The sequence below is a fragment of the Paenibacillus sp. RC67 genome, assembly GCF_030020805.1.
Lineage (GTDB): Bacteria > Bacillota > Bacilli > Paenibacillales > NBRC-103111 > Paenibacillus_S.
This window is the reverse complement of sequence record NZ_CP125098.1, coordinates 7,262,501-7,286,655: the sequence shown is the minus strand read 5'-3', so window position 1 is coordinate 7,286,655 and position 24,155 is coordinate 7,262,501. Positions and strand designations below refer to the sequence as shown.

Sequence of the window (24,155 nt, the reverse complement as noted above, 5' to 3'; positions counted from 1 at the left end):
TAACGAATAATAATTTTAAGTATACCTGATTATCTAGCAAAATCAACTCTGAAATCAGGTTATTTTTCGTTTTAACGAACAATCTACAAGAAAATTCAACATGATCCTCTAAAAATTAACCATTCGTTGTTCTTTGTAGAGGATAGTCAGGCCAAGCCTAACTTGAGAGGATAGGGAGGATACAGAACTATAGGCTTGTTCAGAAATTGTGCTCTCTGATTACGGCTTATACCAGATGTTCTTGAATTGCACCCAATCCAGAGAGTCCAGCGATATTCCTTTGACGGATGAATGATAGATCGTTTTGAGTCGTTTAAAATACAGCCACTGCAGCACATGCTCATCACGCAGTCGTCTTTCTATGCTTTGCAGCAGACCGGCCCGTCCTTCACGATGAGGCTCCCGCAGCGCAGCTGCAATGAATTGGTCGACTGCGGCTTTGCAAGCGGGCTCCAGATGGTTTTGCATGCTTTTATACAAATCGATGAGCCTTAGCTCTGTGTCATTATCGAGCATGATCGAGAAGAGGAGCATGTCTGCCTGCAAACGGCGTTCGCCCTTGAATTCTTCAACAGGCAGCAAAGACAGCTCTACGGCCAGACCTGCCTCCCGCAGAAGCGTTTGAACGAATAAGGCATCCCGTTCATAATGCGTGATCGTGCATAAAGTAATGCGTTCTCCCGCATACCCCGACTGCTTGACGAGACTGCGGACATGCGCTAGATCAGACGCAGGAGGATCGATAGCAGTATGCCGGATAAAGCTGTCTGCGGCGTAGAGAGCATCGCCATCGAGCAGCTCCAGCATCTTGCGCTGATCTAAAGCAGCGTACACCGCCTCGCGAATCGCCGGGTCCTTGAGCGGACCTTGCTTAAGCAGGTTGAACGTGACGAATTTGCAGGTCGTGCCCTGCTGCTGAACTTGATGCCATGGGCTCTCAGCTTCATCCGGCATCCGATAATTGTGAATGATTTGGAAGCTCTCCAGCGTCCGATACCGATCCTGCTGCTGCATGTCCGGCACATGCCACAGCTCTACACGATCCAGATGGGCCCGTCCTTGAAAATAGGTCGGGAATGCATCCAGCACGCACATCGAATCATCGAGGTAGGTCAGCTTAAAGGGACCTGTGCCGATGGGAGTGCGCGCGAAGGCTTCTTTTCCTTCCTTCTCGGATTCATAACCGGCATAGGCATCCTTCGGAATGATGGAAGCTCGGTTCGTGCTCATAAATTGAAGGAACAGCTCATTCGGCTCTGTCAAATAGACAGTCAGCGTCAAAGGATCGATAATATCGATCCGTTCGATTTGCCGGTACACCCAGCGATATAAAGAGCGGGCCTCGGAATGCTTCAACCGTTCCAGCGTATAGCGAATGTCTTCGGCAGCCAGCTCTTTGCCGTGATGGAATAGCACGCCTTTGCGTAAATAGAAGGTCCAGGCCGAACGGTCTGCGCTCGACTCCCATGCATGAGCCAAATGCGGCTCGATGGTTTGGGTTAGCCGGTTGTAGCGAACTAGGCTGTCGAATAACTGGTTGATCAGATGTCCTTCGGTCGAGAAATTCGTAAAAGCAGGGTCCAGCGATTGGACCGGCTGGGTCAACGGGAAGCGGAGCGTATCGAACCGTTTGCTATCGCGCACTTCACTGCTGTACCCGAAGTGGCCGTTAAGCCAGCTGTGAAAATGATCCTTCAACGAGTCCGGAATGGAGGACACATTCATTTGCTCCAGAGCGCCGTGAAGATCTTTCCGTTCCACCAGCTCTTTAGCGAGCAACAGAATGACGTCCTCCGTAGGCGTCAGGAACAGCAGAGTGGAGCGGTTGCCTCTCCCTCGTTTGGGGAGCCACTGGAGCCATCCCTCGCTATTCATTTTTTTGAGAATGATGGCGGCGTTACGGTGGGTGCAGTCCAGGATCGCTGCAATATCATCCAGCAGGATGTCCTGCTCCTGCTGTTCGCCGACATGCGGCAGCTTTTCGCGTAATCGTATGTAATGACTGGCTAGTTTCATGGTTTCACCTCTTTAGAGTTTGCGAAGCAAACTTACTTCGAAAGCATGGCCGAGTTTGCGAAGCAAACTTACTTCGAAAGCATGGCCGAGTTTGCGATGCAAACTTACTTCGAAAGCATGGGCTGAGTTTGCGAAGCAATTGGATATTGAGAAAACTGCTATTCGGGAAATAGGCTAGATAGGTAGGTGTGGTATGCCCTCGGAAGAGTTTACGTCCGCCTTTGAAACTCATGAATCCACCTCTAATTTTGATCAAATTCATGAGTTTCAACAGCGGCTGGAGGGACATACCGCACTGGAGTATCAAGCAAAATTTCAAGTCTTTGCAGGTTTTGTAACTACCTGAGCATTTCATTTTATCTGATATAAGCATAACCGTTTATTGGAATCAAAAACAGGAAATTTCCAAATGCAAACTTGCGCTTTTTATTCCTATTTTACAGCCTACAATAAAAAAAGAAAGCCGCACCCGACAATGAGCAGCTTTCCTAAGGAGGTTACATAGTGAATATGTTGAGTCCCTTGGCGGAAAACCGCCTGTTACAGGTGCATTGGACAGAGCAGTTTATTAAAGAGTCGCAGATCGCTATCGAGCATGAAACGATGGAAGAGACTGCGAGAATCGTTCTATTTTACGCTGGTTTAGCAGGTATAAATGTGGAATTGGAGCAGAAGGGAAATCCATCGCTCACAGCCACAGTGGAGCAGGCGCACTGGCTTGCCACTGAACAGGACGTTGTAGCCAAAGCGTTAGAGACTGTACCCGATACGTATCATGGGCTGCTGCAGATGTGTTTGGTTATTTCAACCTTAACGGTTAACCTGGAGCTGCAGGACAACGAGTTGAGAGCGCTGCGGGCGAAAGCTTCTTCCTTTATCGACTATGTAGGCGGGAGAGCGCAATCTTTGGAGCAATGGTTTCACTAAAAAATAGGAAATTTTACTTTTCGGAGGCTGTCGAAAACTATGACGACGAACCATCCATTGAATAAACAGGAAATGACGGTGTTGGCGGGGGCTTTGGTATGCGGTATTATCCATTACCTGCTGTTTTACAATAAGGAATGGGGATTATCGTACCCTTTGTTTACGCTTTGCTTTTACTTATATTACTATTGGTCGGTAAAGGGGAGTCAGGAGTGGAGACTCCGTAGCTGGCTGCTTTTACTGCCAATCGGCCTGCTTTCGCTTACTTACGCAGTTTTTACTAATAAGCTGTTTATAGTGCTTAATACCTTGGTGATTCCGTGTCTCATTATTGTACATACGACATGGATGATGCGGAGGAAAGATACTCGATGGTTTGATTTGAGCATCGTATGGGCTGCTCTTGATCAAATATTCGTGCATAGTATTCGTTATGTTCCTTTGCCAGTACAGTCAATAGTCAGGATGGTTTCCTCAAAAATTAAAATAAAACGCTCCCAGCAAGTGTGGAAGGTAATGGCCGGTGTGACCCTATCCCTTCCACTTCTTCTGCTGGTGGGGTCTCTGCTCGCTTCAGCGGATACGATGTTTGACCGTACGCTCTCCAAATTTCCGACGTTATTTGAAGATATTCATTTGGGGTCTTTAGCGTTCAAAGCGGGTTGGATCGTCGTTATCACGGTAGCGCTGTTCGTTTACGTATGGGGTCTGCTCTATCCAAAGACAAGAATGACTTCAAATGTACAGCCCTCCTTAACAGGGGAAGCTGGGGAGGGATGGGACCCGGGGTATCCGGTACCTTACGCTAAGCCCCTTCGCATGGATGCCACCATCATGGCAACGATCTTAATTTTGTTGAATGCGGTCTATGTACTGTTTGCAATAGTGCAGTTCTCTTATTTTTTTGCCGGTGGATCGGCTGTACTTCCAGATGGAGTTACTTACGCAGAGTATGCGCGGCGCGGCTTCGCTGAGCTGGTTGTCGTGACTATGATCAATTTTTCGCTGCTGATGATCACCCTTCATGTGGTCGATCGGTCGATCCGACCGATGGATCGTTTTCTTCGCGTACTACTGGCTATGCTGGTTGGATGCACGGGTGTGATGCTGTGTTCCGCCTTTTTCCGGTTATCGATGTATGAGTTGGCTTACGGCTATACGGTGACGAGGGTGCTTGTTCATGCCTTCATGCTGTTTTTGGTTCTGTTGTTTGCTATCGCCCTATATAAGCTATGGAACGACAGCTTTCGCTTACTTCAGCCCTATGCTATAGCAGCCATTTCTGCTTATATTGTATTAAACTACATCCAGGTGGATGCCGTAGTAGCGTCCAACAATATGCAGCGATATGAGACGACAGGGAAAATCGATGTTGCTTACTTGGGCTCTCTTAGCTTGGAGGTAGTCCCTTATTTACTAGAGCTTCAGCAAAAATATCCTGAGCTGCAGCAGACGACGGAGGTGCTTCAAGGAATGAAGGAACGTTTGGAAGCCGATAAGCCCGCCTCCTGGACGGAGTATAATTGGTCCAAGCGCAGAGCCATTGAAGCGTTGAACCTTTCCAAATAAAGAGATTCCATTGATTTGAAAAAAAAAGACCTTGTCGCTTATCGACAGGCCAGATTTTTCACATCGGATGAAGAGGTGCGGGCTCTGCTCCGCAAGCTGGGAGAAGCCATTGCGGAAGTGATGGCTAATGATCCTGCACCGAAAAGAACGAAGCTGACGCTGACGTCGATTTTACTTCCGGAGTCGGCTCGTTGTGAGACAGCTTTAACCAGTCGCTGCGTTTTCCAAATAGCCGCGGATCGCATCAGGTATTTCAGCAAGGGAAGACAAGGTAAGAAACGCGCCTTGCGGCTCCGTATCTATCTTCACGTTGTTGAACGCCCATTCCTGAAGAGCAGGCATAAAGATCGCATGAATCCCGTTTTTCAACGCAGGGGTAATGTCCGTACGAAGCGAATTGCCGATCATCCAGGTAACTTTGCGATCAAGCTGGTTATTGCGGATAATGGATTCCAGATATTCGGTCGTTTTATGCCGTGTAATGTGAATACGATCGGCGAAAAAGCGCTCCAGACCAGCTTCTGTCACTTTGCGCATTTGAACCTGCGGCTCGCCGCCTGTATACAGATGCAACTCGTGTCCTTCCTCCGTTAACCTGGTTAACGTTTCATACATGAAAGGATAAGGCTCAATGTCGTGACCGTATACGGAACGGCCCAGCTCCATCAGCTGTAGAATCTCTGCCTCACTTTTCAATCTTCCCGTCATTTCGGAGTAGAACTCATAGGTATCAATAAACGACTGAGGAAAGTGATCGGGTGCGAAGCCCGATTGCTCCACGCGCTGCAGGTCGATATCGGCCTGCTTTTTTTTGATTTCATCCATTGGGATGTGGAACGAATGGAACCACATTTCCATTAAGTCGGAGAACTGCTCGACTACCAGGTCGAAAAACTTATTACAGTAAAGCAGTGTATCATCCATATCGAAAAGGATTGTTTGTTTGTTCATAGAAGGTCTCCGTTTTCCGTGATCATAAATAGGTCATTCAGGCTCTGCCGATGCAGGTCTGAGCCTAGCAGACTTCGTACAATAAATGAGCGAAGCCGCTAAGTAAGCCTCATTATACCACGGCACATGGGAAAATCCTATCTTCGGCTCCATCGTTCATCTGGCTTGTTCCTTGGAAGACAGCGCCCTTTTCAATAATCAATGATCCGGCTTGGACAGTGCCGATAAGCTTGCCTGTGGCCGTAATTCGAACAATCCCTTCTGCTTTTACCGTACCTTCCAGCCTTCCGGCTATCGTAACGTCCTTCGCTGTAATTTCCGAACGCACGATACCTTTTTCCCCGATAACGACCTCACCGGAAATTCGCAAATCACCGACGACCTCGCCTTCAATACGTATATCGGCTTCCGAAGTGCAGCTTCCTTCCCATAACGTTCCTTCTCCGATTAAAGTATCCGTTCCTGCAGAACGACGCTGCGGCTTTGCTTTGTTCAACATGGCCATCGAATAAACTCCTCCTATTAATAGTGAATATTTGAATTGAATTATAATCCAGGCAAATAAGGCTTAGGATCGGTGCTTTTGCCGTCCTGTAGTATTTCGTAATGCAAGTGAGGTCCCGTACTTCGCCCGGTCGTACCAAGCTTGCCGATCTGCTGCCCCTGTGCAACCGGATCTCCCTGCTGTACAAGTGCTTCATTTAAATGCATATACCAGGTTCGCAGCCCACCTCCATGCTCCAGTACTATATGGTGACCGTGAAACTTGTCGTACCCTACGGTTACCGCAGTACCTTTAGCGGAGGCAAGGACAGGGTCGTTCATTTTGCCGGCGATATCGATTCCACGGTGAAAGCTCAGCTTGCTCGTTATAGGGTCCTTGCGGTACCCGAAAGGGGAAGTCACGGTATGCGAGTTGGTGGGCCAAAGTCCGGGTGTCCGCAGAGCTAGCTCCCGTTTCTCCAGCAGCGTCTGCCTGGACTCTGCCCATAGCTTCTTCAGCTCGTTGATTTCCTGATGCAGAGTGGTGTAACGCTCCCGGGTTTGTTTCGTGAGCGTTCTCATCTGTGAAATCGTTACAGGGTGCGCTGGTCCGCCCATGCCTCCTTCAACTACAACCGCCGCCGCTTCCCGGGCAGTCTCCAAGGAAGCGGCGCTGCCCAGAGGAGTCAGCTTTTTTAGCTCACTCTCGAGCTGTTTCATTTCGTCGACTTTGGTGCGTACTTCGGACGCCTGCTTGGAGAGCTGGAAAATTTCATGCTGCAGCTGCTCGATCGCTTTGTTTTTATTCGTTAAATCCTGCTCCAGTCGGCTTGTGTGCGCCTGCTGTTTGGTCTCCGTCATCTGAGTGGCCACAACAGTATGGAAATGAATGACATACACATACGCTGCGGTTCCTGTTAATAGAAGGACGGCAAGCAAAGCAGAGTATACAACCGCGCGGGACATTTTCACTCTCATTACACTTTCATTCGCCTCGGGAATGATGACGAACGTCAGCTTAGTTTGAAACCATTTGAACCTCATGGTAACTCCTTTCGGTATGTTGCGAATGCCAGTGGCATACATTGGTAGAAACCATGCAACCATGGAGGAGGAATTCGCTTGTCCTTTTTGAAAATGAGCCGGATGAATCTTATGGAACGTCTTAATATGCATCTTAATGCCGATGTTGCCCTTCAAGCGGAGGGATTCTCCAGTGAGCCGGGCGTGCTGCAAAAAGTAGGCAAACGCTACATTCGCGTGAACGGACAATATTATGTACCGTCGACCCTTCAAGAAATCGTGCTGTTGAATCCAAACGGCAAAGCTCCGGTGCAGATAGAAGGAGAGCTTATATTGATTCGCACAACCTATGCGGGCATCTTTCAAGCTGGACTAGTCCGCAACGGAACGGATTTTATCGAAATTGTCGTCTCCAGAGAAGATGAGGAAGAGGAACTGAGCATCCTTATCCCCATGAACAAAGTGATCGGCATAGAGGTATACGAGCAACAGTAACCACGTCCTCAGGTTCGCTGCTGCCTTGCTTGAACAAGCTCCATATAGGAGCTGATCACGGCAAGGATCATTGCCAGCCCGTAGACAAAGCCGCAACCTATACCGATCGTTGCATAATACTCGCTACCCCAAAGACCTATTCCGACGGAGACCAAGCTAATCAATAGCAGAATATTGCTCACACGAGACCAACGATGGTACGAAGGACTGTGTGATCCCTTTGATGAAGTGCTTGATCGATTGCCCTGTTTCGGGGCCTGATGATTACCATCAGGAGCTCCGGTCTTGTCAGGCGGGTCTGAACCTCCATTGCCCTGATTAGCTGGCGATGGTGAAGGACTGTTTTGGCTTGTCCTGGGAATGGGGAATCGGCGCCCCAGAGCCAATAGCAGGAGAAGCATCAACGGCTGATAGCTCAGCACAATAACGGAAGAACTGTAGTTACCGAAGCTGAATACTTCGGTTGTATTTTTGAAGGCCAATAGGGAAGTCAACAATACAAAAAAGCCGACTGGAGTATTGATGGTGCTGTAATCCCTCTGCTTCACGAAACTGGCGATGCCTGTCAGTAAAGCAAGATAAATTAATATGTCCTTGCAGAACAGAATAGGAGCCCAGATGCTCAATATCAGCAGGTCCATCCGATCCAAGAAATCTGAAATATGAATTTGCTGAACCAAATTATAGCTCGGATAGATAAGGTTTCCTGTAATGACAGGGCCGAACACTAACACTTCCATCAACAGAAAAATACCGAGAAACAGTGATGACAGAATGGCGCCATGACGAATGGCTGATCGAACTTGTTTGATTTGACTTATCGTATGAAGAAACGCTCCTGCGATGAATATATCTCCATACCATCCAAGCGACAGCATATTTCCATATAAGACGTTAATCGAATCAGCTGCTAAGATCGGCTCGATCAATGATTTATCCAATTCATTGGTTAGCATGAGCGGCAGTAATAAAATCGTTAAAGCAAAATTGGGGAAGAAAATATCATTGACTCTCGCAATGACCTCTATGCTTGTCCGGCCGAAATACATAATGAGCAGAACTAAGATAAACAAGACTACTTCTTCAGGTGTAGTGGGCAGCAGGATCGTCCCCATGAATTTGCAGAACGATCGTACGTCCCTTATTAACAGCAACCAGAAGTGGAAGATGAGAATCAGATTAAAGAGTAAGCCAATCCCTTTTCCCATAATGATTTTGTTGATTTCAAAAATATTTTTGCCTGGAAACCGCTGCGCAAGCTTATAAAAAGCAAACGCGATCATCGCCGCATAAAAGGTCGGAATGATATAGGTAAACCATGCATCCATACGGGCAACGCGCACTAAATCGTGCTGAATGCTGACAAGTCCCCCTCCGGTCAGCAGTGAGGCGATAAGCCACGCCATCTGTCGGTAGTTAATGATCTGTTTGGAATCCATACCTTCACCTGCTTCGTTTTCATAAGTTGCTTCATAGCTGTATTAGGGAATACACCCATGGCGATACTTTGTGGAGGAAAAAAGCAGTTGGCATCGGGAGCGGCACTCCCGATATGCTGCACAAGTAGACCGCAAAGGTTATGGCAAACATGCCATAGTAGAACCATCGCAGCGATTTTTTTTGACTTTTCAATTTGCGATGATCAAATATGAAAGTAATCACCATGATAACGAATAGGGAGACCACGAAGATCGAGTTCATTTTTTGTTGCTCTCCTTCGTCACATTTTGATAGATTAAGCCGGTTTCGATGAGCTTGCTATCGACGGTAATATGGAATTCAGCATCAATCATAGCTTGAGGCCATTCCTGTACGTAATCTTTTTTCCACTCATCGGGGAAGCTTCTCCATACGTAAGTGCCGAATTGAGCCGAATCCACGTGATTTTTTTTACATTTCTCGATGACTTTGTTCATGGCATTTTTCATATAATCATTCAGCATTCTTTCTATTTTCTCAGCATTGCGAGGCTGACTGAGGTCAAGATGCATCTCATCCTCCAGGAGCACGGCTTTGGCCTTCAGATGAATGTTGAAATGAAGCTTCTGGTTCTGGATGGTTGGCCGAATCTTGGTTCTAGTCTCTTGAATACGTATCCCGACTCCTCCTTGCGTTTGGCCTGAAGAAATAGACACCATCGTTTTAATGGATTCGTTTCGCAGCCAAGAAAAGCCTTGTGCCTCCTCATTCTCCAACGTGCCGATCATTTTGTCCTTCTTGAATTGAACGTATCCCCTGACTTCGATTTCCTTGGATTTTTTCTCGCTTTTTTCGGAGTCCTTGGACACCATATACACCATTACGGGATCGCTGCCTGGGGCACTAAGAGCTACACCGACGTCTTTCATGTTCATGTCAATGACGTTGCCTGCCTTTGATAGTTCCCGAATGACTTCAGAAGGGAATCTTTCAAATTTGGGCGCCGACAGCAGCAGATCGTAGGCTTTGCCTTTTGTGGCAATAAGATAAGATGACATCCGGTTCTCGGAATTGCGGGCCGAGGAATCGAATAAATCCCGGATTCCTTTCTTGGTGACTTCTTCTCCTACGATGAGTGTTCTGCGATGACCGAAGAACATGCGGCGTGACATCCGCTCCTGCAGCCGGGCTTGGGCTTCCCTAAATGTACTTCCTACCTCGGAGTCCAGATAATAGCTTTTTTCTCCACCTGTTCCGCCGCCTCCGCCCGTAGCTCCCCCCATTTGCCCCGGAAGGGGTACCATGACGGTGATTCGGACTTTGCCGTCCGGCTCCAGATCTACCGCTGACGATACGACAAAGGCTACGTCATTAATCTCCGTTCTATCCCAGCATCCCGGAAGCAGGACAAGCGAGAGAGCCAGAAGAAAGCAGCGAACGCAATGCCGTTTCATTATTGAACGTCCCCTTTGTTCTTGTTGTTGTGCTCGATGGACATTCCTCTCTGTCCGCCTTGCTCCTTGATTTCATTGCTTGCTTCGTCCCCAAGTCGTATGGAATCCTGAACCGACATGTAGGCCGGACGGTTTTTCATAGCCCACCACGGTGCTCGAATCAGGACGTCCTTCAAATCGTTAGATGAAAGAGGACCATAAGGGGAGAGATAAGGAATCCCGAAGGAGCGTAAGTTAGCCATATGACCCAAAATGAGCATGACGCATACGAGAATGCCAAACAAACCAAAGGTAGCTGCTGCGAACATGATGGGAAAACGTAAAATCCGAACGGCGATCGCTGCGTTAAAACGGGGGATGGTGAAAGATGCAATCCCAGTCAAAGAAACGACGATAACCATCGGAGCGGATACGATTCCCGCTTGAACAGCGGCTTGGCCAATAACAAGGGCGCCCAGGATACTGACGGCGGAACCAATGGTTTTGGGCAGCCGAATGCCTGCCTCCCGTAATGCTTCGAACGTGGCCTCCATAATGAACGCCTCCACGACGGCAGGGAAGGGGATAGCCTCCCTTGAAGCTGCAACTGATAGCAGCAGCGATGTCGGCAGTAGATCCTGATGGAAGGTAGTGAAGGCCACATATAATCCGGGGGTCAGCAGAGACAAGATGAGCAGCGAATACCGCAGCCAACGAATTAATGTCATAATTTGGAATCGTTCGTAATAATCCTCGGAAGAATGCAGCGCTTCTGCAAAAATGAACGGGACGATCAGCACGAAGGGCGTTCCATCGACGAGAATCCCTACACGCCCTTGAAGCAGAGCGGAGGCGACCACGTCCGGCCGTTCCGTGTATTGAACTTGAGGAAACGGAGAATAGGCGGAATCCTGTATGAATTCTTCCAAATATCCCGTTTCCAATACGGCATCGATATCAATCTTCTCCAGGCGGCATAGTACCTCTTCCACCAAGTTCGGATCGGCTAAATCCTCCATGTAGGAAATGACAATATTCGTATTGCTTTCTCGTCCGAGAATCATCGGCTTCATCTTGAGTCTCGGTGTCTTGAGCTTCCTGCGGACCATGGACGTATTGGTTCGCAAATTCTCGACGAAGCCTTCGCGGGGACCGCGGATCACGGATTCCGTTTCCGGCTCCTGTATGGACCGCTTTTCCATACCGCGAATGCCCATCATCAGAGCTTCTTTATTTCCATCGACAATGAGGCCGGCATCCCCGCTCAACATAGACATTAAGAGAGTTCCATATTCGGATGATTTCTGAACCTGCGAAACCGGCAAGGTCATCTCGATAATGCGATCGAGCTGCTGCTCCTCGCCTTCCAATATCATGAGCGCCTTCATGGCTTCATTCACAAATTCCGTATTGACCATACCGTCGATAAAAAACAGGAGTGCTTTGGAGCTGTGTTCGATCTGAAATTCCCTTATGACAAAATCCGAGCAGTCCTTAAACAGCTCGTTCAAATAGTTTTTGTTATCATCCAATGAAATAAAGACCGGCATCGATTTAAGCTCATCGATAAACTGATAATCGAAGTTTTGCAGCTGCTGATTTTTGGTCTTATCGGCTTGTTTGTTTTTGCTTCTCGATCTCAGCATGTCGGCCTCCTTGATTTGGTAAAGGCATCCTTCGACTATTTTTCTCAAAAAAGGAATTTTTATTTACTATTTTTGAATAAGGTCCTAAAAGGATACAAAAACTGAATAGCTCCTAAGGGAACGGATTACAATAATACGGTATTGGATCGTTTTGGCTGGCTAACCTAGAGAAGGGAGGGACGGTAACCGTGATATGGTTAGTTACCGCACTGCTGCTGTTTATTTTTCAAATCATCACAATTTTATTTCATGAGTTTCGGCATCCGTCCAAAACCGTAGCTTGGCTGGTTATTTTATTTATTTTTCCAATCATTGGCTTTGTTATGTATTATTTTTTAGCCAAGGAATATACGCACCGCAAAAAAGTTCAGCGAAGAGGCTTGCGCTACATGAACGATCCACGCCACGAAGGAAGGCGGTATGCGGCGGCGCAGTCTACGGAGGAGGCGCCTCAAGCGGAAGGATTGTGCAGGGAGCCAAGACTTCATGCGCTATTGAACAATATCCCGAGCTCCTCGGTTACTCAACAAAATGAAGTGAAGGTGCTGACCAATGCGGACATGGCTTACGCTGCAATGCTGGACGCGATTGAGCAAGCCCAGTGCTATGTTCATTTTGAGTTTTATACGATTCGACATGATGAGACGGGGCATAAATTTCAGCAATTGCTGATCCGCAAAGCGCAGGAGGGTGTGAAGGTCCGGTGTATTTTTGACGGGGTAGGCAGCTACAAGCTCGAAAGCCGATTCTTGAATGAGCTTCATAGTGCTGGAGTTGAAGCGTATATATTTTTGCCGCCTCTGATCGCATTTTTCGATAAACGAATGAATTACCGGAATCATCGCAAAATTGTAGTGGTGGATGGTGTGAAAGGATTTCTTGGCGGTATTAATATAGGTAACGAGTATTTGGGCGGAAACCCGGACCTTGGATTTTGGAGAGACACGCATTTGGAGCTCGTTGGCGATGCAGTGTATTCGTTGCAATATACCTTTTTGACCGACTGGCAGTTCGTTAGCGGCAAGCAGCTGACCGATTCCATCTTGTTTCCGGAGCATGATAATACGGGCAGGAAGCGGGTGCAAATCATCAGCAGCGGTCCGGATGCGCATTGGGATGCGATTTTGGAAATGTACTTCGGGGCGATAACGACGGCTAAGAAGCGCATCTTCATTACTACGCCATACTTCGTACCTGATCCAAGCATCAGCATGGGGCTAAAAACAGCGGCCATCAGCGGTGTGGACGTGAAGGTCATCTATCCCTTGCGTCCCGATTCGAAGGTCGTCAACTATGCTTCGTTATCGTATTTTGAAGAGTTGCTTCAGGCAGGGGTCCGCTTTTACTCGTATGAAAAAGGCTTTATGCATGCCAAGGTCATCATTATCGATGATGTATTGGCGTCCGTCGGCACGGCGAACATGGATATGCGAAGCTTCTTTAGCAATTTCGAAATGAATGCGGTGCTGTTCGACAAAGAATCGATCCAGCGCCTTGAAGCGGATTTCCTCCAGGATTTGAAGGACAGCAAGGAGCTTAAGCTCGAGGTGTTCGAGAAACGGTCGCGGATGCAAAAAAGTAAAGAAGTGATTGCAAGGCTCCTGTCGCCACTGTTCTAGGCGGTTAAGTCGATTGAATAAAAGCCAGCACTTGATCCAAGTTTTGCGGCGGGACCTTCTTAATCAAATCGCCCTGCTCCTGAAGACGCTGCTCTATCGTAAGCAGGTTGAACTCGCGTGGATCACAGCGGCGGGCGACTTCCTCCCAATGGAGGGGGGTAGACACGGTTGCATCCCTTCTCGCACGCGGGGTATAAGGAGCAGACAGCGTTTTGCCGTACCAGTGCTGCAAATAATCGAAGTAGATCAGCGTGCCACGATCTTTTTTCAAGCGCTCGATCGTAAATAGGCGTGGATGCTTCTGTACGGCAAACGATGCGACAAAAAAACCGATTTTGCGCAGCTGCTCGAAGGTGTAACGCCGCTCGATGGGGATATAGATTTGCACTCCTGTAGCCCCGGAGGTTTTCGGTATGGAGCGAATATTCATTTTATCGAGAGCTTCGCCTATTACTTCTGCGGCCTCCATAATACGCGGCTCGGGATCTAGTGTGGGGTCGATGTCTATCAGCCATTCTTCAGGCAACTGCTCACCTATCCGATGGAAGGAAGGATGGAATTCAAGGCAGGCCAAATTGCCCAGCCAAAGCAGGGTGGGAATGGAATCCAAATGTACATAATTAATGTCGTCGAGTACCGCTGTTTTAACAAAATGGGGGATAGGCTCGGGAGCGTTTTTTTGATAAAACGATTTATCGGCATAGCCGTTTGGAAAACGGATCGTCGTCAAATAACGATTGCGGGTGTAGTCTAATAGGTAGGGCGCTAGCTTAAGCAGCTTTTCCAAATACATGACTTTGGTAATGCCCATCTCGGGCCATAGCAGCTTATTCGGATTCGTGATCGTAATTTCTTCCCCTTCAATGATGACGGTCCCTTTACTGTGCTTGGATGTAGTTGCCATAAGAATGACTCCTCTCAAGAAATAGGGATGTTTCGTTTGGATTAGCCTGAAAGAAAGCGTTTCTACCCTATTATGGTCGTGGAGCAATGAATCCAAACATGAACAGGGACAGATGAAGCTTACTGAATCGCATGAAAAAGACCGGAGGATCTTCATAACGATCCGTTCCGGTCTTTCGTCTTACCAGCCAATGCTTAATCCGTCGCTTCGGGGATCGACTCCTCCGTACAGGAAGCCCTTGTCATCGATGCGTATGGCATGAGCATGCCCCATAACGGGATCGTAGTCCTCCACCGTACGCACCTCATGGCCTGCATTGCCCAAACGTTCCGCTACATCAGGATCAATTCGGCCCTCCAGCTTCAGCTCCTGCGACGCATTCCCCCAAGTGCGCCCCCATACAAACCGCGGTTCGCTGACGGCTTCCTGAGGGTGCATACCGTAATCGATCATACGAGTAATGATAGCCGTCTGCGTCTGGGGCTGACCTTCTCCGCCTTGAGTTCCATAGAGAATGGCAGGCTTCCCATTCTTACAAGCCAATGCGGGCATCAGTGTATGAAAGGATCGTTTGTTCGGCTGCAAGGAGTTGATGTGTCCCGGGTCGAGCGAAAAGAAGGAGCCTCTGTTCTGCAGTAGGACTCCTGTCTCTCCAGCAACGACACCTGAACCAAACTCAAAGTATAAGCTCTGGATAAACGATACAGCATTGCCATCTTCATCGACAACGGCTGCATAGGCCGTATCGCTTCCCATAGGCCGTCCGCCGTCTGGCGTCATTGCTGATTCCATCGAGATGGAATCGTACACTTGGCGAGCGTAGGTTGTATCCAGCAGTTTATCCAGCGGAATGCGGCTGAAATCAGGATCGGTCAGGACGGCATTGCGATCGAGGAAGCTGTGCTTCAGCGCCTCCACTAGCAAATGGTAATACTCGTACGATCCATGTTCGATTTGCTGCATATCGCAATGCTCCAAAATGTTCAAAGCCATCAGACCTACGAAGCCTTGCGAATTGGGCGGCACTTGATAAACGGTGTATCCTCTGTACGAACTGGATACCGGTGTTACCCAATTGCCGCGATGCGCGGCCAAGTCCTCCAGCGTAAGCAGTCCTCCTTGCTCAGTAAGGAAATACGCGATGGAATGGGCCAGCTTTCCGGTATAGAAAGCATCCCGTCCATGTTTCGCAATTTCACGCAGGCTGGCCGCCAAGTGACTTTGAACAAAGCGTTCTCCCGGTAGAGGGATCTTGCCATTGGGGGTATAGATTGTGGAGGTATGCGGGATCCTCGATAGCAGCTCATAATTGTTCAAGGTATGCTGGTATTGATCGTTCGTCATCGGAAATCCTTCGGTGGCGTATGCGATGGCGGGCTCAAGCACGTCCGAAAGCGTTAGCCTGCCATATTCGCGGAGTATGGCATCCCAGCTATCTACCATGCCAGGGACGGTAATGGCACTTCGCACGCCGCGAAAAGGGATGCTCGCCTCTCCAGCATATTTATCCATTGTTACACTCATGCCGGATCGGCCGCTGCCGTTATAGGCTCGCACCGCATCCTCGCGAGTGTTATAGCACAACCAAAAGGAATCTCCCCCGATGCCTGTCATATGCGGATACACGACCGCCAAACAGGCGCTTATTGCGATGGCGGCATCGTATGCGTTGCCTCCTTGCTGAAGAATACGGCTGCCTGCCATAGAAGCCAAATAGTGAGGACTTACAACCATCGTTTTCGTTCCGATGACGGATCGGTTCATGCAGGTGAGCTCCTTTGCTTTGAAATCAAATATTAGTGAAGTTTGTGTTATGTATAATGACATATTTAATACGGTAATGTGATATGTTAAACATTAACATAGTTCATGTTTAGCAGACAATAATAATTTTCATTATGATTGAAAATTTATTTACAGCCCATCATATGATAGTTATAATTGGTTTTATTCTTACGTTTCGAACGATTATGAAGTAATACTTATTACGAAATGAAAGTGGTGATTTATAGTGGATCAACTGATCGTTCCTTTACAGCCTGTTGTTGAATTGGATGAATACGATCGTAAAATTTTAGATGCGCTGCATGATAACGGTAGAATTTCTTACACGGACTTAGGCAAAGATATCGGGCTTTCCCGAGTTGCCGTACAAGCACGGATCAGCTCTTTAATGGAACAGGGAGTTATCGAGAAATTTACCGCTGTAATCAATCCGGGGCGGATCGGCATGAGCGTCTCCACCTTTTTTAATGTGGACATTGAGCCTCAGTATTTACAGCAGGTTGCGGAGAAGCTTTCCCAAGAGACAGAGGTCACGAGCCTGTATCATATGACAGGACCCAGCAAGCTTCATATGCATGGGATTTTCAATGATTTTCAGCAGATGGAGAAGTTCCTTGTTGAGAAGCTGTATACGATGCCAGGCATTGTTAGTGTAGACTGCCAAATGCTAATTAAACGGTATAAAAGCCGAATGGGAATGAAGCTTTAAGTTTTAGGAAAAGAAGGAGAACAGCTATGTGGATGACGTTATGGAATTTATTTATTGCTTTTGGAAGAGCTACAATGCTCGGATACGGCGGCGGACCGTCCATTATTCCGCTTTACCAGAATGAGGTTGTGAGGATGGGATGGATGAGCCCGGAGGAATTCGGGAACGCTTTGGCCTTTGGTAATGCCCTTCCTGGACCTATCGCTACGAAGCTGGCTGCTTATATCGGATTTAAAATCGCAGGCTGGCTGGGCGCATTCGTCGCGCTGTCTGCGGTCGTATTGCCGACGGCTTTATTGATGGTTGCACTCGTAGGCGTGATGATGAAGCTGCAGAACAACCCCATCATACGCGGAATGATCAAAGGAGTGCAGCCCGTTATTTTTGTCATGATGGCGATGCTTGCTTTTGATTTTGCCAAGTATGTATTCAAACCGAGTGAGGGCATAGTCAGCTTTCTGCCTTTTTTGCTGGGCGCTGGCTATTTCGTCATGGTGCAATATTTGAACGTGAATGCCGCTTGGGGAATCATAGCTTCATTAGTAGTAGGGGCGATCTTTTTTAGAGGCTAAGCTTAAAAGGAGAGGTTGCAAGAGGCAGCTTCAGAATGATCCGGCGATAGTTTGTCCATACTTTGGAAAAGACTAGTTTTCCGGAGGAAGTTATGCAATTAGAACCGATTATTCCTTTTGAGCCGGTTTCAACAGATAAGCTCCCGGAGGGAGAAGAATGGATAGCTCAGGTCAAATGGGACGGCGTCCGTATGTTAACCTATTATGATGGAACCCAAGCTAGATTGATTAACCGAAGGCTCAATGAACGGACGATGCAGTATCCTGAGCTGCAGGACGTAAAAGCCTATTGCACGGCAGAATCCGTTATTTTGGACGGAGAGGTTGTTTCACTTGAGGGAATGAAGCCTTCATTTCATCAAGTTATGAAACGTGATGGCTTGCGAAGCGCACAGAAGGTAAGAACCGTACAGCCGCATATACCAATAGTGTACATGATATTTGACGTTCTATTTGTTAATGGAGAATGGGTGAACGGTCAAAGTCTTCGTCAACGGCAGCAAATATTGGAGCAAATTATTAGTCCTATACCGCAAGTACAGCTGGTTCCTAGCTATAAGGAAATCGGCGGCCTTTATGAAGTCGTCAAGCAGCATCAGCTGGAAGGGATTGTATGCAAGGATTTGAACAGCGCCTACGCTTTTCGGGGCAAAGATCGGCGATGGATGAAAAAGAAGCTGTTCCAGGACACGATTGCTGTTGTGGGAGGAGTGACTTATAGGGCAGGCACGGTGAACGCACTGCTGCTCGGTTTATATGATGAAGAAGGAAAGCTCTGGTACATAGGTCATGCGGGTGCAGGCAAGATGACTGTACAAGATTGGAAGACAGTAACGGAGAAAGTAGATCAACTTAAGCTTGATAACAAACCATTCATTAATAACCCGGAAAGAAGCAAGGAAGCAGTATGGATAGAGCCTGTTCTTACGGTTAAGGTTCACTTTATGGAGTGGACTCACAATAGGACACTGCGCCAGCCAAGCATTCAATCATTTGTTGACGTTCCACCTTTGGAGTGTAGGTTATAAAGAGAAGCAAAGCCGACAATACGGTACCCTACCGGACATGTCGGCTTTTTTCTGCCATCTTGTTCATGCAGATCATGAGACGGTTTCTTCTTTAACTTTTCGTTTTGCTTTTGGCTTTTTCTCTTTAGAAGGGGCATCGGTTTCGGGCATTGGCTTCATGGCGTCCAGGCTGGCCTGCAGCGCAGACATCAGATCGATGACGTTCGTTTTATGCGGCTCAGGGGCTACACTGACCTGCTGACCGTTTACTTTTTGCTCTATGGCAAGAAGGAGGGATTCACGATAATCATCTTTATATTTTTCCGGCTCAAAAGGGGTTGTTAGTTGCTCGATCAGCATTTTGGCCATTTGCAGCTCTTTATCGTTCACATTGCTCTGCTCCGGCAAATTGGGCACTTGATCTATGGAGCGGATTTCATCGGGGTAAAATATGGTCTCCATGGCAATACAATTATCTATAACACGCACAGCAGCCAAGCTGCTTTTGGAACGGATGGATACTTTGGCGATGCCGATTTTGCCCGTTTGCTTCATAGCTTCCAGCAGAAGATTGTAGGCGTTAGCTCCTGTTTCATTTGGTGCCAAATAATATGTTTTTTGAAAGTAAATCGGATCGATATCGGTGAGCTGGACGAAATCGAGTATTTTAATTTCTTTCGTGACTTCTCCGTTCAGCTTCTCCAACTCATCCTTTTCAAATAATACGAAGGAGCCGGGCTCGTATTCATAGCCTCTGGCTATTTCCTCCCATTCGACCTCACGTTCGCAAGTAAGGCATTTCCTCACAAAATTGAGCGGTGTCGTGCATTCCTTGTGAATATAGCGCATCGAAATATCTTTATCCTCGGTAGCCGAAAACATTTTGACAGGGACGTGCACCAGACCGAAGCTGATGGCCCCTTTCCATACTGTATGCATAGTATTCCTCCTTAGAGTGCCTTTTCCTCATTTTGTGTCTCCTAATAACAGTATCCCCAAATGGGCAATTGTGTATGAATGAACGTGGTAAAGGGAGGGACATGCTACAAATAAGCGTGATGTGATGAAACAACGTCGTCGCTGCCGACAAAGGAGGAGCCAACCTATGGATAATGACAATAACTCGTTAACAGCGGGGCAAAAAGCTGCTCAAAATGAAGAAGATGAGGCTGCTGCCTTGACTACTGAACAGTCGAGTGCGACCGATACGCATCATCAAGGCCGGGAAGACTATTTTATGGATATAGACCGGATGGTTAACGAGGGATTGGGTGGAGGCTATGTCAGTCTTAAAAATGGTCTTATTGAGGAATCCACTACCGATACGATGGATCATCCCGAGTCCGTCCTTCACGAAGAAAAATCGGATTCATGAAGACTCCTCGTATCTTCGTAGTATCAAAAATGATTTACTGTAAAATAAAGCAGAGGTTTGAGGGGGTGTAACTTGGATGAAGCTATATCGCGCTCAAGAAATTTTGCAGTCTGAAGCCAAGATCGATGTGGAGCTGAACGGTGTCTCCGTATGGATTGACAGTGTGGACCCTGAGAAAGAAATGGCAAAGGTTCATGTGGAGCTTCAACCGGCTGACTCCAGGGTCGTTCCTGTGAAAGAGCTGCAAGAAATTCAATAAAAGCTTGCAGCCCTGCCTTTAAGTGCTTTTAGCACTTGAGGGCAGGGCTTTTTTTATTTGGCGATAAAACCAGCCATAGAACCCGGCCGCTCATCTTTGAAAGGCCTCGATAGAGGCTTGCTCACGTCGCGGCAGTGTATTGCTACGTATGGGGCAGAGGGCTATAATAGGGAGAACAACGTACGGAGGCGGTTTAAGATTGAGTTCTTTAGATGAATTTGCACTTATTCACAGGCTTACACAGGGCAAGCAGTCGTCAGCTTTCCAACAGGCTAGCGGCGTAGAAATCGGAATCGGAGACGATGCTGCGGTGGCACATCTGACACCCGGCTGTCAGCTCGTTATGACTTGCGATACGATGACAGAGCAAATCCATTTTAAAGATATCACGATGCGTAATCAGGATATCGGTTTCAAAGCGATGGCGGCAGCTGTAAGCGATATTGCGGCCATGGGAGCGATCCCTCGCTACGCGTTAGTTGCTGTGAGCTTTCCTAAAGGTACGTCCCAGACCAGGATTGAAGAAATCTATGAGGGATTGTACGAATGCGCAAATCGTTGGAGTGTCGTGATTGTTGGCGGAGACACGACTTCATCGGCAGGAGGGATTACAGTATCGGTAACCGTAATAGGCGAGGTCGAGGCAGGTAAAGCTTTACTGCGATCCGCTGCGAAGCCGGGGGATGTGCTTTTTACCACGGGAGAGCTGGGGCGATCTGCGGCAGGTCTTGATTTTCTGCTTACCCAAAACATTCCTAATAAACAGTGGAATGATGACCTCAACTGGGCGAGCAGGCAAACCCTTATTCAGGCACACTGCAGGCCGGAGCCGCAGGTTGAAGCGGGACAACTACTGCAGAGATCGGGTGTTTGTCATGCCTTAAATGATGTGAGTGACGGTTTGGCTAGTGAAGCTTGGGAAATTGCTGAGGCTTCGGACATCGGCATTGATCTCATAGAGGACCGTATTCCGATAGCGGATGAGCTGATGTCTTATTCGCAGCAGGTTGAGAAGGATCCTCTTGATTTCGTTTTGTTCGGTGGTGAGGATTACCAATTAGTAGGTACTATGCAGGCCGAGCATGCCATTACGATGCAAATGAAATTTAAGGAAGCGGGTCTCACGCTTCATATAATCGGTTATGTAAATGCCGAAACGAAGGGTGTTCGTCTTGTGCAAAGCAGCGGATACGTCTTACCTATTGAGAAAAAAGGGTATAATCATTTTTGAAGGGATGGATCCCAATTGACTGAATCGGCCTCATATCAATATCATGCTGACAATTTAGAGCAAACCGCTCAGCTGGCCGCGCAACTTGCCCGCCATTTTGTGCCGGGTACCGTAATAACGCTGGATGGCGACCTAGGTGCCGGGAAAACCGCACTTTCCCAAGCGGTAGCTAAAGCAATCGGGGTGCGTCATGTCGTGAACAGTCCCACGTTTACTATTATTAAAGAATATATGGGGGATCATCTTCCCTTTTATCATATGGATGTGTATCGCTTATCTCAGGATGAAGCGGATGAGCTTGGGTTAGACGAGTATTTCTACGGGGAAGGCGTTACTTTAGTGGAGTGGTCTTCGCTCATCGTTGATTTGCTGCCTCCCGACAGGCTGGCTATTACGATTGAAAACGTTGGTGATACGGAACGGGTTTTCCGATTGGCCCCTCATGGTCAGCCTTATGAACAGTGGTGCACAGAATTAAAGGAGAACAAAATATTGCTATGACGAATACACAGAATGCTTTACAAGGCACCTTGCTTGCCGTTGATACGTCAACCAGCTCAATGTCGCTTGCCTTAGTACGCGGTAGTGAGCTGCTCGGCGAAATAAACTCTAAAGCGGAGCGAAATCATTCCATTCATTTGCTTCCGCAAATTCAACAGCTGTTAACCGCTGCTGGCCTATCTGCAAAGGAGCTTAATGCTTTTGGTGTTGGTGTCGGTCCGGGTTCCTACACCGGTGTGCGTATTGGGGTGACAGCAGCCAAAACTTTTGCATGGACACATGGGATGGCTTTGCTTGCCGTTTCTAGCTTGGAGACCATGGCGCTTGGAGCGGCCGAAGCTTATTTATTAGGCGAGTCCGTTCATGAAAGAGATGGTGGTTCAAAGCTCAGCGCCCTAGAAACCGTTCAGAATCAAGCTCGGACTTTATGGATCGTTCCTATGATTGAAGCGCGTCGTGGACAAGCATTTACGGGGCTTTATCAGGTGTCGAATCAACAATGGAGCTGTTTGGAGTCGGACAGTATCCGTTTAATGTCAACATGGACGGAACAATTACTCCAGTGGACGCAATCGGGCAACGGGAACAAGCCGGATTGTATTATATTCGCAGGTGAAACGAAGCTGCATGGAGAAGTACTTCAACGTTTTTTTTTAGATTGGGAAGGGGAAGCAGCCGAACTGCAGCATGAGATTAGAGCGCGTCATATGGCCGAGCTTGCACAGGTCCGTTGGAGCGAAGGGCGAACTGAAGCTCCTCATGGACTAGTGCCCAATTATACACAGCTGCCTGAAGCAGAAGCTAAATTATTGGCCCAAAAATCGTAAGGGAGGCTTCTCGGTTGGATCAACTAGAGCAAAAGGATGAAGCATTAGGTCCTTTGGAATTTCGTTCTATGCAAATGGAAGATATTCCGGCCATATGCGATATAGAGCAAGAAGCGTTCACGACACCTTGGACGGCAGGGGCGTTTCAGAATGAATTAACAAACAACCAGTTTGCCCGCTATATGGTGATGGAATGCGACGGAGAGGTTGCAGGCTATGGCGGGATGTGGCTCATTATGGAAGAAGCACATGTAACTAATGTAGCAGTCAGGAAGCAATATCGAGGCAAGAAGCTTGGTGAACGTTTAATGCGCGAGCTGCAAAAAACGGCCAGCTTCTTCGGCGCTGTTCGCATGACATTGGAGGTTCGTCCTTCCAATCATATTGCCATAGGCTTGTATGAAAAGCTGGGCTTTTATTCCGTAGGTCTGCGTCGCGGCTATTATACCGACAATAAGGAAGATGCGATGATCATGTGGGCGGATCTGCCGAAATATAATCATAATTTGAATGAATTAACAGGGGATTTGTCATGAAAACAAATGATTCGCTGGAGCGGGATGAAGCTCTCGCCCAACAGAAACCGACTTATATACTAGCTATTGAGACAAGCTGCGACGAGACTTCGGTGGCTATTGTTCAGGACGGAACTATTATCTTGTCGAATGTGGTGTCCAGTCAGATCGAAACCCATAAGCGGTTCGGTGGTGTTGTTCCCGAGGTAGCATCGAGACAGCATGTGGAGAGCATTACTTGGATCATAGAGCAAGCCTTCGAGGAAGCGAAGCTGCGTCCAGCCGATTTGTCGGCCATTGCAGTCACACAGGGACCGGGCATGGTAGGCGCTCTGCTTGTCGGACTTGTGGCTGCCAAATCGTTGGCATGCGCATTAGAGCTTCCGTTGATCAGTGTTCATCATATCGCAGGGCATATTTATGCGAACCAGCTCGTTCATGAGCTGCAGTATCCTTTGGTTACCCTTGTCGTTTCCGGAGGTCATACGGAGCTGGTGTATGTGGAATCCGAAGGCAGCTTCCGAATCATCGGCCAAACGAGGGACGATGCTGCTGGCGAAGCTTATGACAAGGTTGCACGGGCGCTTAAGCTGCCGTATCCCGGCGGCCCTCATATTGACCGGCTAGCCCATGAAGGAGAAGAGGCGGTGCCTCTTCCTCGCGCCTGGCTGGAGCCGGATTCCTATGATTTCAGCTTCAGCGGGCTGAAATCGGCTGTGTTGGCCGTGCTAAATCAGGCCAACATGAAGGGCCAGCAGCTTGCGCCGCAAGCTGTAGCCAAGGGCTTCCAGGACTCGGTAATCGACGTCCTGGTGGAGAAGGCTAGCCGCGCCGTTCAAGCCTACGGCGCAAAGCAGCTGCTGTTGGCGGGCGGAGTCGCCGCCAACAA

General features: G+C 48.0%; 25 protein-coding genes (1 of these 25 cut by a window edge). 14 read left to right on the top strand and 11 right to left on the bottom strand.

Going from position 1 to position 24,155, the window contains the following annotated elements; genetic code table 11:
• Window positions 1-219: 219 nt before the first annotated feature.
• Window positions 220-2,016 carry an ABC transporter substrate-binding protein gene (locus QMA13_RS32915; protein WP_282937843.1) on the bottom strand — a complete coding sequence of 599 codons (1,797 nt, stop codon included), beginning with the start codon at window positions 2,014-2,016 and terminating at the stop codon, window positions 220-222.
• A 504-nt stretch (window positions 2,017-2,520) separates the two neighbouring features.
• Here QMA13_RS32915 and QMA13_RS32910 point away from each other — a divergent pair.
• Complete coding sequence (locus tag QMA13_RS32910; protein ID WP_282937842.1) at window positions 2,521-2,943, top strand: hypothetical protein; 423 nt, start codon at window positions 2,521-2,523, stop codon at window positions 2,941-2,943.
• Window positions 2,944-2,982: 39 nt separating this feature from the next.
• Entirely contained in the window at window positions 2,983-4,512 is a 1,530-nt protein-coding gene (locus QMA13_RS32905) for a DUF4153 domain-containing protein (protein ID WP_282937841.1), read from the top strand.
• A gap of 204 nt (window positions 4,513-4,716) precedes the next feature.
• On the opposite strand, the gene QMA13_RS32900 is transcribed toward QMA13_RS32905, so the two are convergent.
• The 3 genes from QMA13_RS32900 to QMA13_RS32890 all read right to left on the bottom strand — a co-directional run bounded on the left by QMA13_RS32900 (window position 4,717) and on the right by QMA13_RS32890 (window position 7,053).
• On the bottom strand, window positions 4,717-5,463 hold the full coding sequence (locus tag QMA13_RS32900) for an HAD family hydrolase (protein ID WP_282937840.1): 747 nt from the start codon (window positions 5,461-5,463) through the stop codon (window positions 4,717-4,719).
• Between the two features lie 112 nt (window positions 5,464-5,575).
• Entirely contained in the window at window positions 5,576-5,968 is a 393-nt protein-coding gene (locus QMA13_RS32895; protein WP_282937839.1) for a bactofilin family protein, read from the bottom strand.
• Between the two features lie 41 nt (window positions 5,969-6,009).
• Entirely contained in the window at window positions 6,010-7,053 is a 1,044-nt protein-coding gene (locus tag QMA13_RS32890) for a M23 family metallopeptidase (RefSeq protein ID WP_282937838.1), read from the bottom strand.
• Window positions 7,054-7,068: 15 nt separating this feature from the next.
• Between QMA13_RS32890 and QMA13_RS32885 the strand changes: the two genes are divergently transcribed.
• The gene (locus QMA13_RS32885) at window positions 7,069-7,464 is read left to right on the top strand and encodes a hypothetical protein (RefSeq protein WP_282937837.1); all 396 of its coding nucleotides are present in this window, start codon (window positions 7,069-7,071) and stop codon (window positions 7,462-7,464) included.
• Window positions 7,465-7,472: 8 nt separating this feature from the next.
• Here QMA13_RS32885 and QMA13_RS32880 read toward each other — a convergent pair whose 3' ends face one another.
• Genes QMA13_RS32880 through QMA13_RS32865 form a run of 4 tightly spaced genes read right to left on the bottom strand, consistent with a single transcriptional unit; the run spans window position 7,473 to window position 11,962 of the window.
• Window positions 7,473-8,903 (bottom strand): GerAB/ArcD/ProY family transporter, encoded by a 1,431-nt coding sequence (locus QMA13_RS32880; RefSeq protein WP_282937836.1) that lies wholly within the window; start codon window positions 8,901-8,903, stop codon window positions 7,473-7,475.
• Between the two features lie 31 nt (window positions 8,904-8,934).
• Window positions 8,935-9,165 (bottom strand): hypothetical protein, encoded by a 231-nt coding sequence (locus QMA13_RS32875; RefSeq protein WP_282937835.1) that lies wholly within the window; start codon window positions 9,163-9,165, stop codon window positions 8,935-8,937.
• The gene (locus QMA13_RS32870) at window positions 9,162-10,337 is read right to left on the bottom strand and encodes a Ger(x)C family spore germination protein (RefSeq protein ID WP_282937834.1); all 1,176 of its coding nucleotides are present in this window, start codon (window positions 10,335-10,337) and stop codon (window positions 9,162-9,164) included. The genes QMA13_RS32875 and QMA13_RS32870 overlap by 4 nt, the downstream gene beginning before the upstream one ends.
• Window positions 10,337-11,962, bottom strand: coding sequence for a spore germination protein (locus QMA13_RS32865; protein ID WP_282937833.1), 1,626 nt, complete (start codon window positions 11,960-11,962; stop codon window positions 10,337-10,339). The genes QMA13_RS32870 and QMA13_RS32865 overlap by 1 nt, the downstream gene beginning before the upstream one ends.
• A gap of 188 nt (window positions 11,963-12,150) precedes the next feature.
• Here QMA13_RS32865 and cls point away from each other — a divergent pair, with 188 nt between their 5' ends.
• Window positions 12,151-13,581, top strand: a complete 1,431-nt coding sequence (gene cls / locus QMA13_RS32860) for a cardiolipin synthase (RefSeq protein WP_282937832.1) — start codon at window positions 12,151-12,153, stop codon at window positions 13,579-13,581.
• 4 nt (window positions 13,582-13,585) lie between these two features.
• On the opposite strand, the gene QMA13_RS32855 is transcribed toward cls, so the two are convergent.
• Window positions 13,586-14,485: a DNA polymerase domain-containing protein gene (locus QMA13_RS32855; protein ID WP_282937831.1), complete on the bottom strand. Its 900-nt coding sequence runs from the start codon at window positions 14,483-14,485 to the stop codon at window positions 13,586-13,588.
• A gap of 180 nt (window positions 14,486-14,665) precedes the next feature.
• Entirely contained in the window at window positions 14,666-16,249 is a 1,584-nt protein-coding gene (ggt, locus tag QMA13_RS32850; RefSeq protein ID WP_282937830.1) for a gamma-glutamyltransferase, read from the bottom strand.
• A 247-nt stretch (window positions 16,250-16,496) separates the two neighbouring features.
• Between ggt and chrS the strand changes: the two genes are divergently transcribed.
• The 3 genes from chrS (at window position 16,497) to QMA13_RS32835 (ending at window position 18,579) form a co-directional block, all read left to right on the top strand.
• A complete protein-coding gene (gene chrS, locus QMA13_RS32845; protein ID WP_282937829.1) occupies window positions 16,497-16,979 on the top strand; it encodes a chromate efflux transcriptional regulator ChrS in 483 nt (160 codons plus the stop codon).
• A 26-nt stretch (window positions 16,980-17,005) separates the two neighbouring features.
• The gene (locus tag QMA13_RS32840) at window positions 17,006-17,551 is read left to right on the top strand and encodes a chromate transporter (RefSeq protein WP_282937828.1); all 546 of its coding nucleotides are present in this window, start codon (window positions 17,006-17,008) and stop codon (window positions 17,549-17,551) included.
• Between the two features lie 92 nt (window positions 17,552-17,643).
• The gene (locus QMA13_RS32835) at window positions 17,644-18,579 is read left to right on the top strand and encodes an ATP-dependent DNA ligase (protein WP_282937827.1); all 936 of its coding nucleotides are present in this window, start codon (window positions 17,644-17,646) and stop codon (window positions 18,577-18,579) included.
• Between the two features lie 72 nt (window positions 18,580-18,651).
• Here QMA13_RS32835 and ku read toward each other — a convergent pair whose 3' ends face one another.
• Window positions 18,652-19,497 (bottom strand): non-homologous end joining protein Ku, encoded by an 846-nt coding sequence (ku, locus tag QMA13_RS32830; RefSeq protein WP_282937826.1) that lies wholly within the window; start codon window positions 19,495-19,497, stop codon window positions 18,652-18,654.
• A 166-nt stretch (window positions 19,498-19,663) separates the two neighbouring features.
• Here ku and QMA13_RS32825 point away from each other — a divergent pair, with 166 nt between their 5' ends.
• The 7 genes from QMA13_RS32825 to tsaD all read left to right on the top strand — a co-directional run.
• Entirely contained in the window at window positions 19,664-19,933 is a 270-nt protein-coding gene (locus tag QMA13_RS32825) for a hypothetical protein (protein WP_282943712.1), read from the top strand.
• 76 nt (window positions 19,934-20,009) lie between these two features.
• Window positions 20,010-20,192, top strand: a complete 183-nt coding sequence (locus tag QMA13_RS32820; protein WP_282937825.1) for an H-type small acid-soluble spore protein — start codon at window positions 20,010-20,012, stop codon at window positions 20,190-20,192.
• Between the two features lie 199 nt (window positions 20,193-20,391).
• On the top strand, window positions 20,392-21,423 hold the full coding sequence (gene thiL, locus QMA13_RS32815) for a thiamine-phosphate kinase (RefSeq protein WP_282937824.1): 1,032 nt from the start codon (window positions 20,392-20,394) through the stop codon (window positions 21,421-21,423).
• A gap of 15 nt (window positions 21,424-21,438) precedes the next feature.
• Window positions 21,439-21,924, top strand: a complete 486-nt coding sequence (gene tsaE / locus QMA13_RS32810; RefSeq protein WP_282937823.1) for a tRNA (adenosine(37)-N6)-threonylcarbamoyltransferase complex ATPase subunit type 1 TsaE — start codon at window positions 21,439-21,441, stop codon at window positions 21,922-21,924.
• The gene (gene tsaB / locus QMA13_RS32805) at window positions 21,921-22,751 is read left to right on the top strand and encodes a tRNA (adenosine(37)-N6)-threonylcarbamoyltransferase complex dimerization subunit type 1 TsaB (RefSeq protein WP_282937822.1); all 831 of its coding nucleotides are present in this window, start codon (window positions 21,921-21,923) and stop codon (window positions 22,749-22,751) included. The genes tsaE and tsaB overlap by 4 nt, the downstream gene beginning before the upstream one ends.
• A gap of 68 nt (window positions 22,752-22,819) precedes the next feature.
• Complete coding sequence (gene rimI / locus QMA13_RS32800) at window positions 22,820-23,287, top strand: ribosomal protein S18-alanine N-acetyltransferase (RefSeq protein ID WP_481858263.1); 468 nt, start codon at window positions 22,820-22,822, stop codon at window positions 23,285-23,287.
• Window positions 23,284-24,155 carry the 5' portion of a tRNA (adenosine(37)-N6)-threonylcarbamoyltransferase complex transferase subunit TsaD gene (gene tsaD / locus QMA13_RS32795; RefSeq protein ID WP_282937820.1) on the top strand. The gene runs 193 nt beyond the window's last position, so only the first 872 of its 1,065 coding nucleotides appear in the window; it begins with the start codon at window positions 23,284-23,286; its stop codon lies off the right edge, out of view. Before rimI ends, tsaD begins: the two co-directional genes overlap by 4 nt.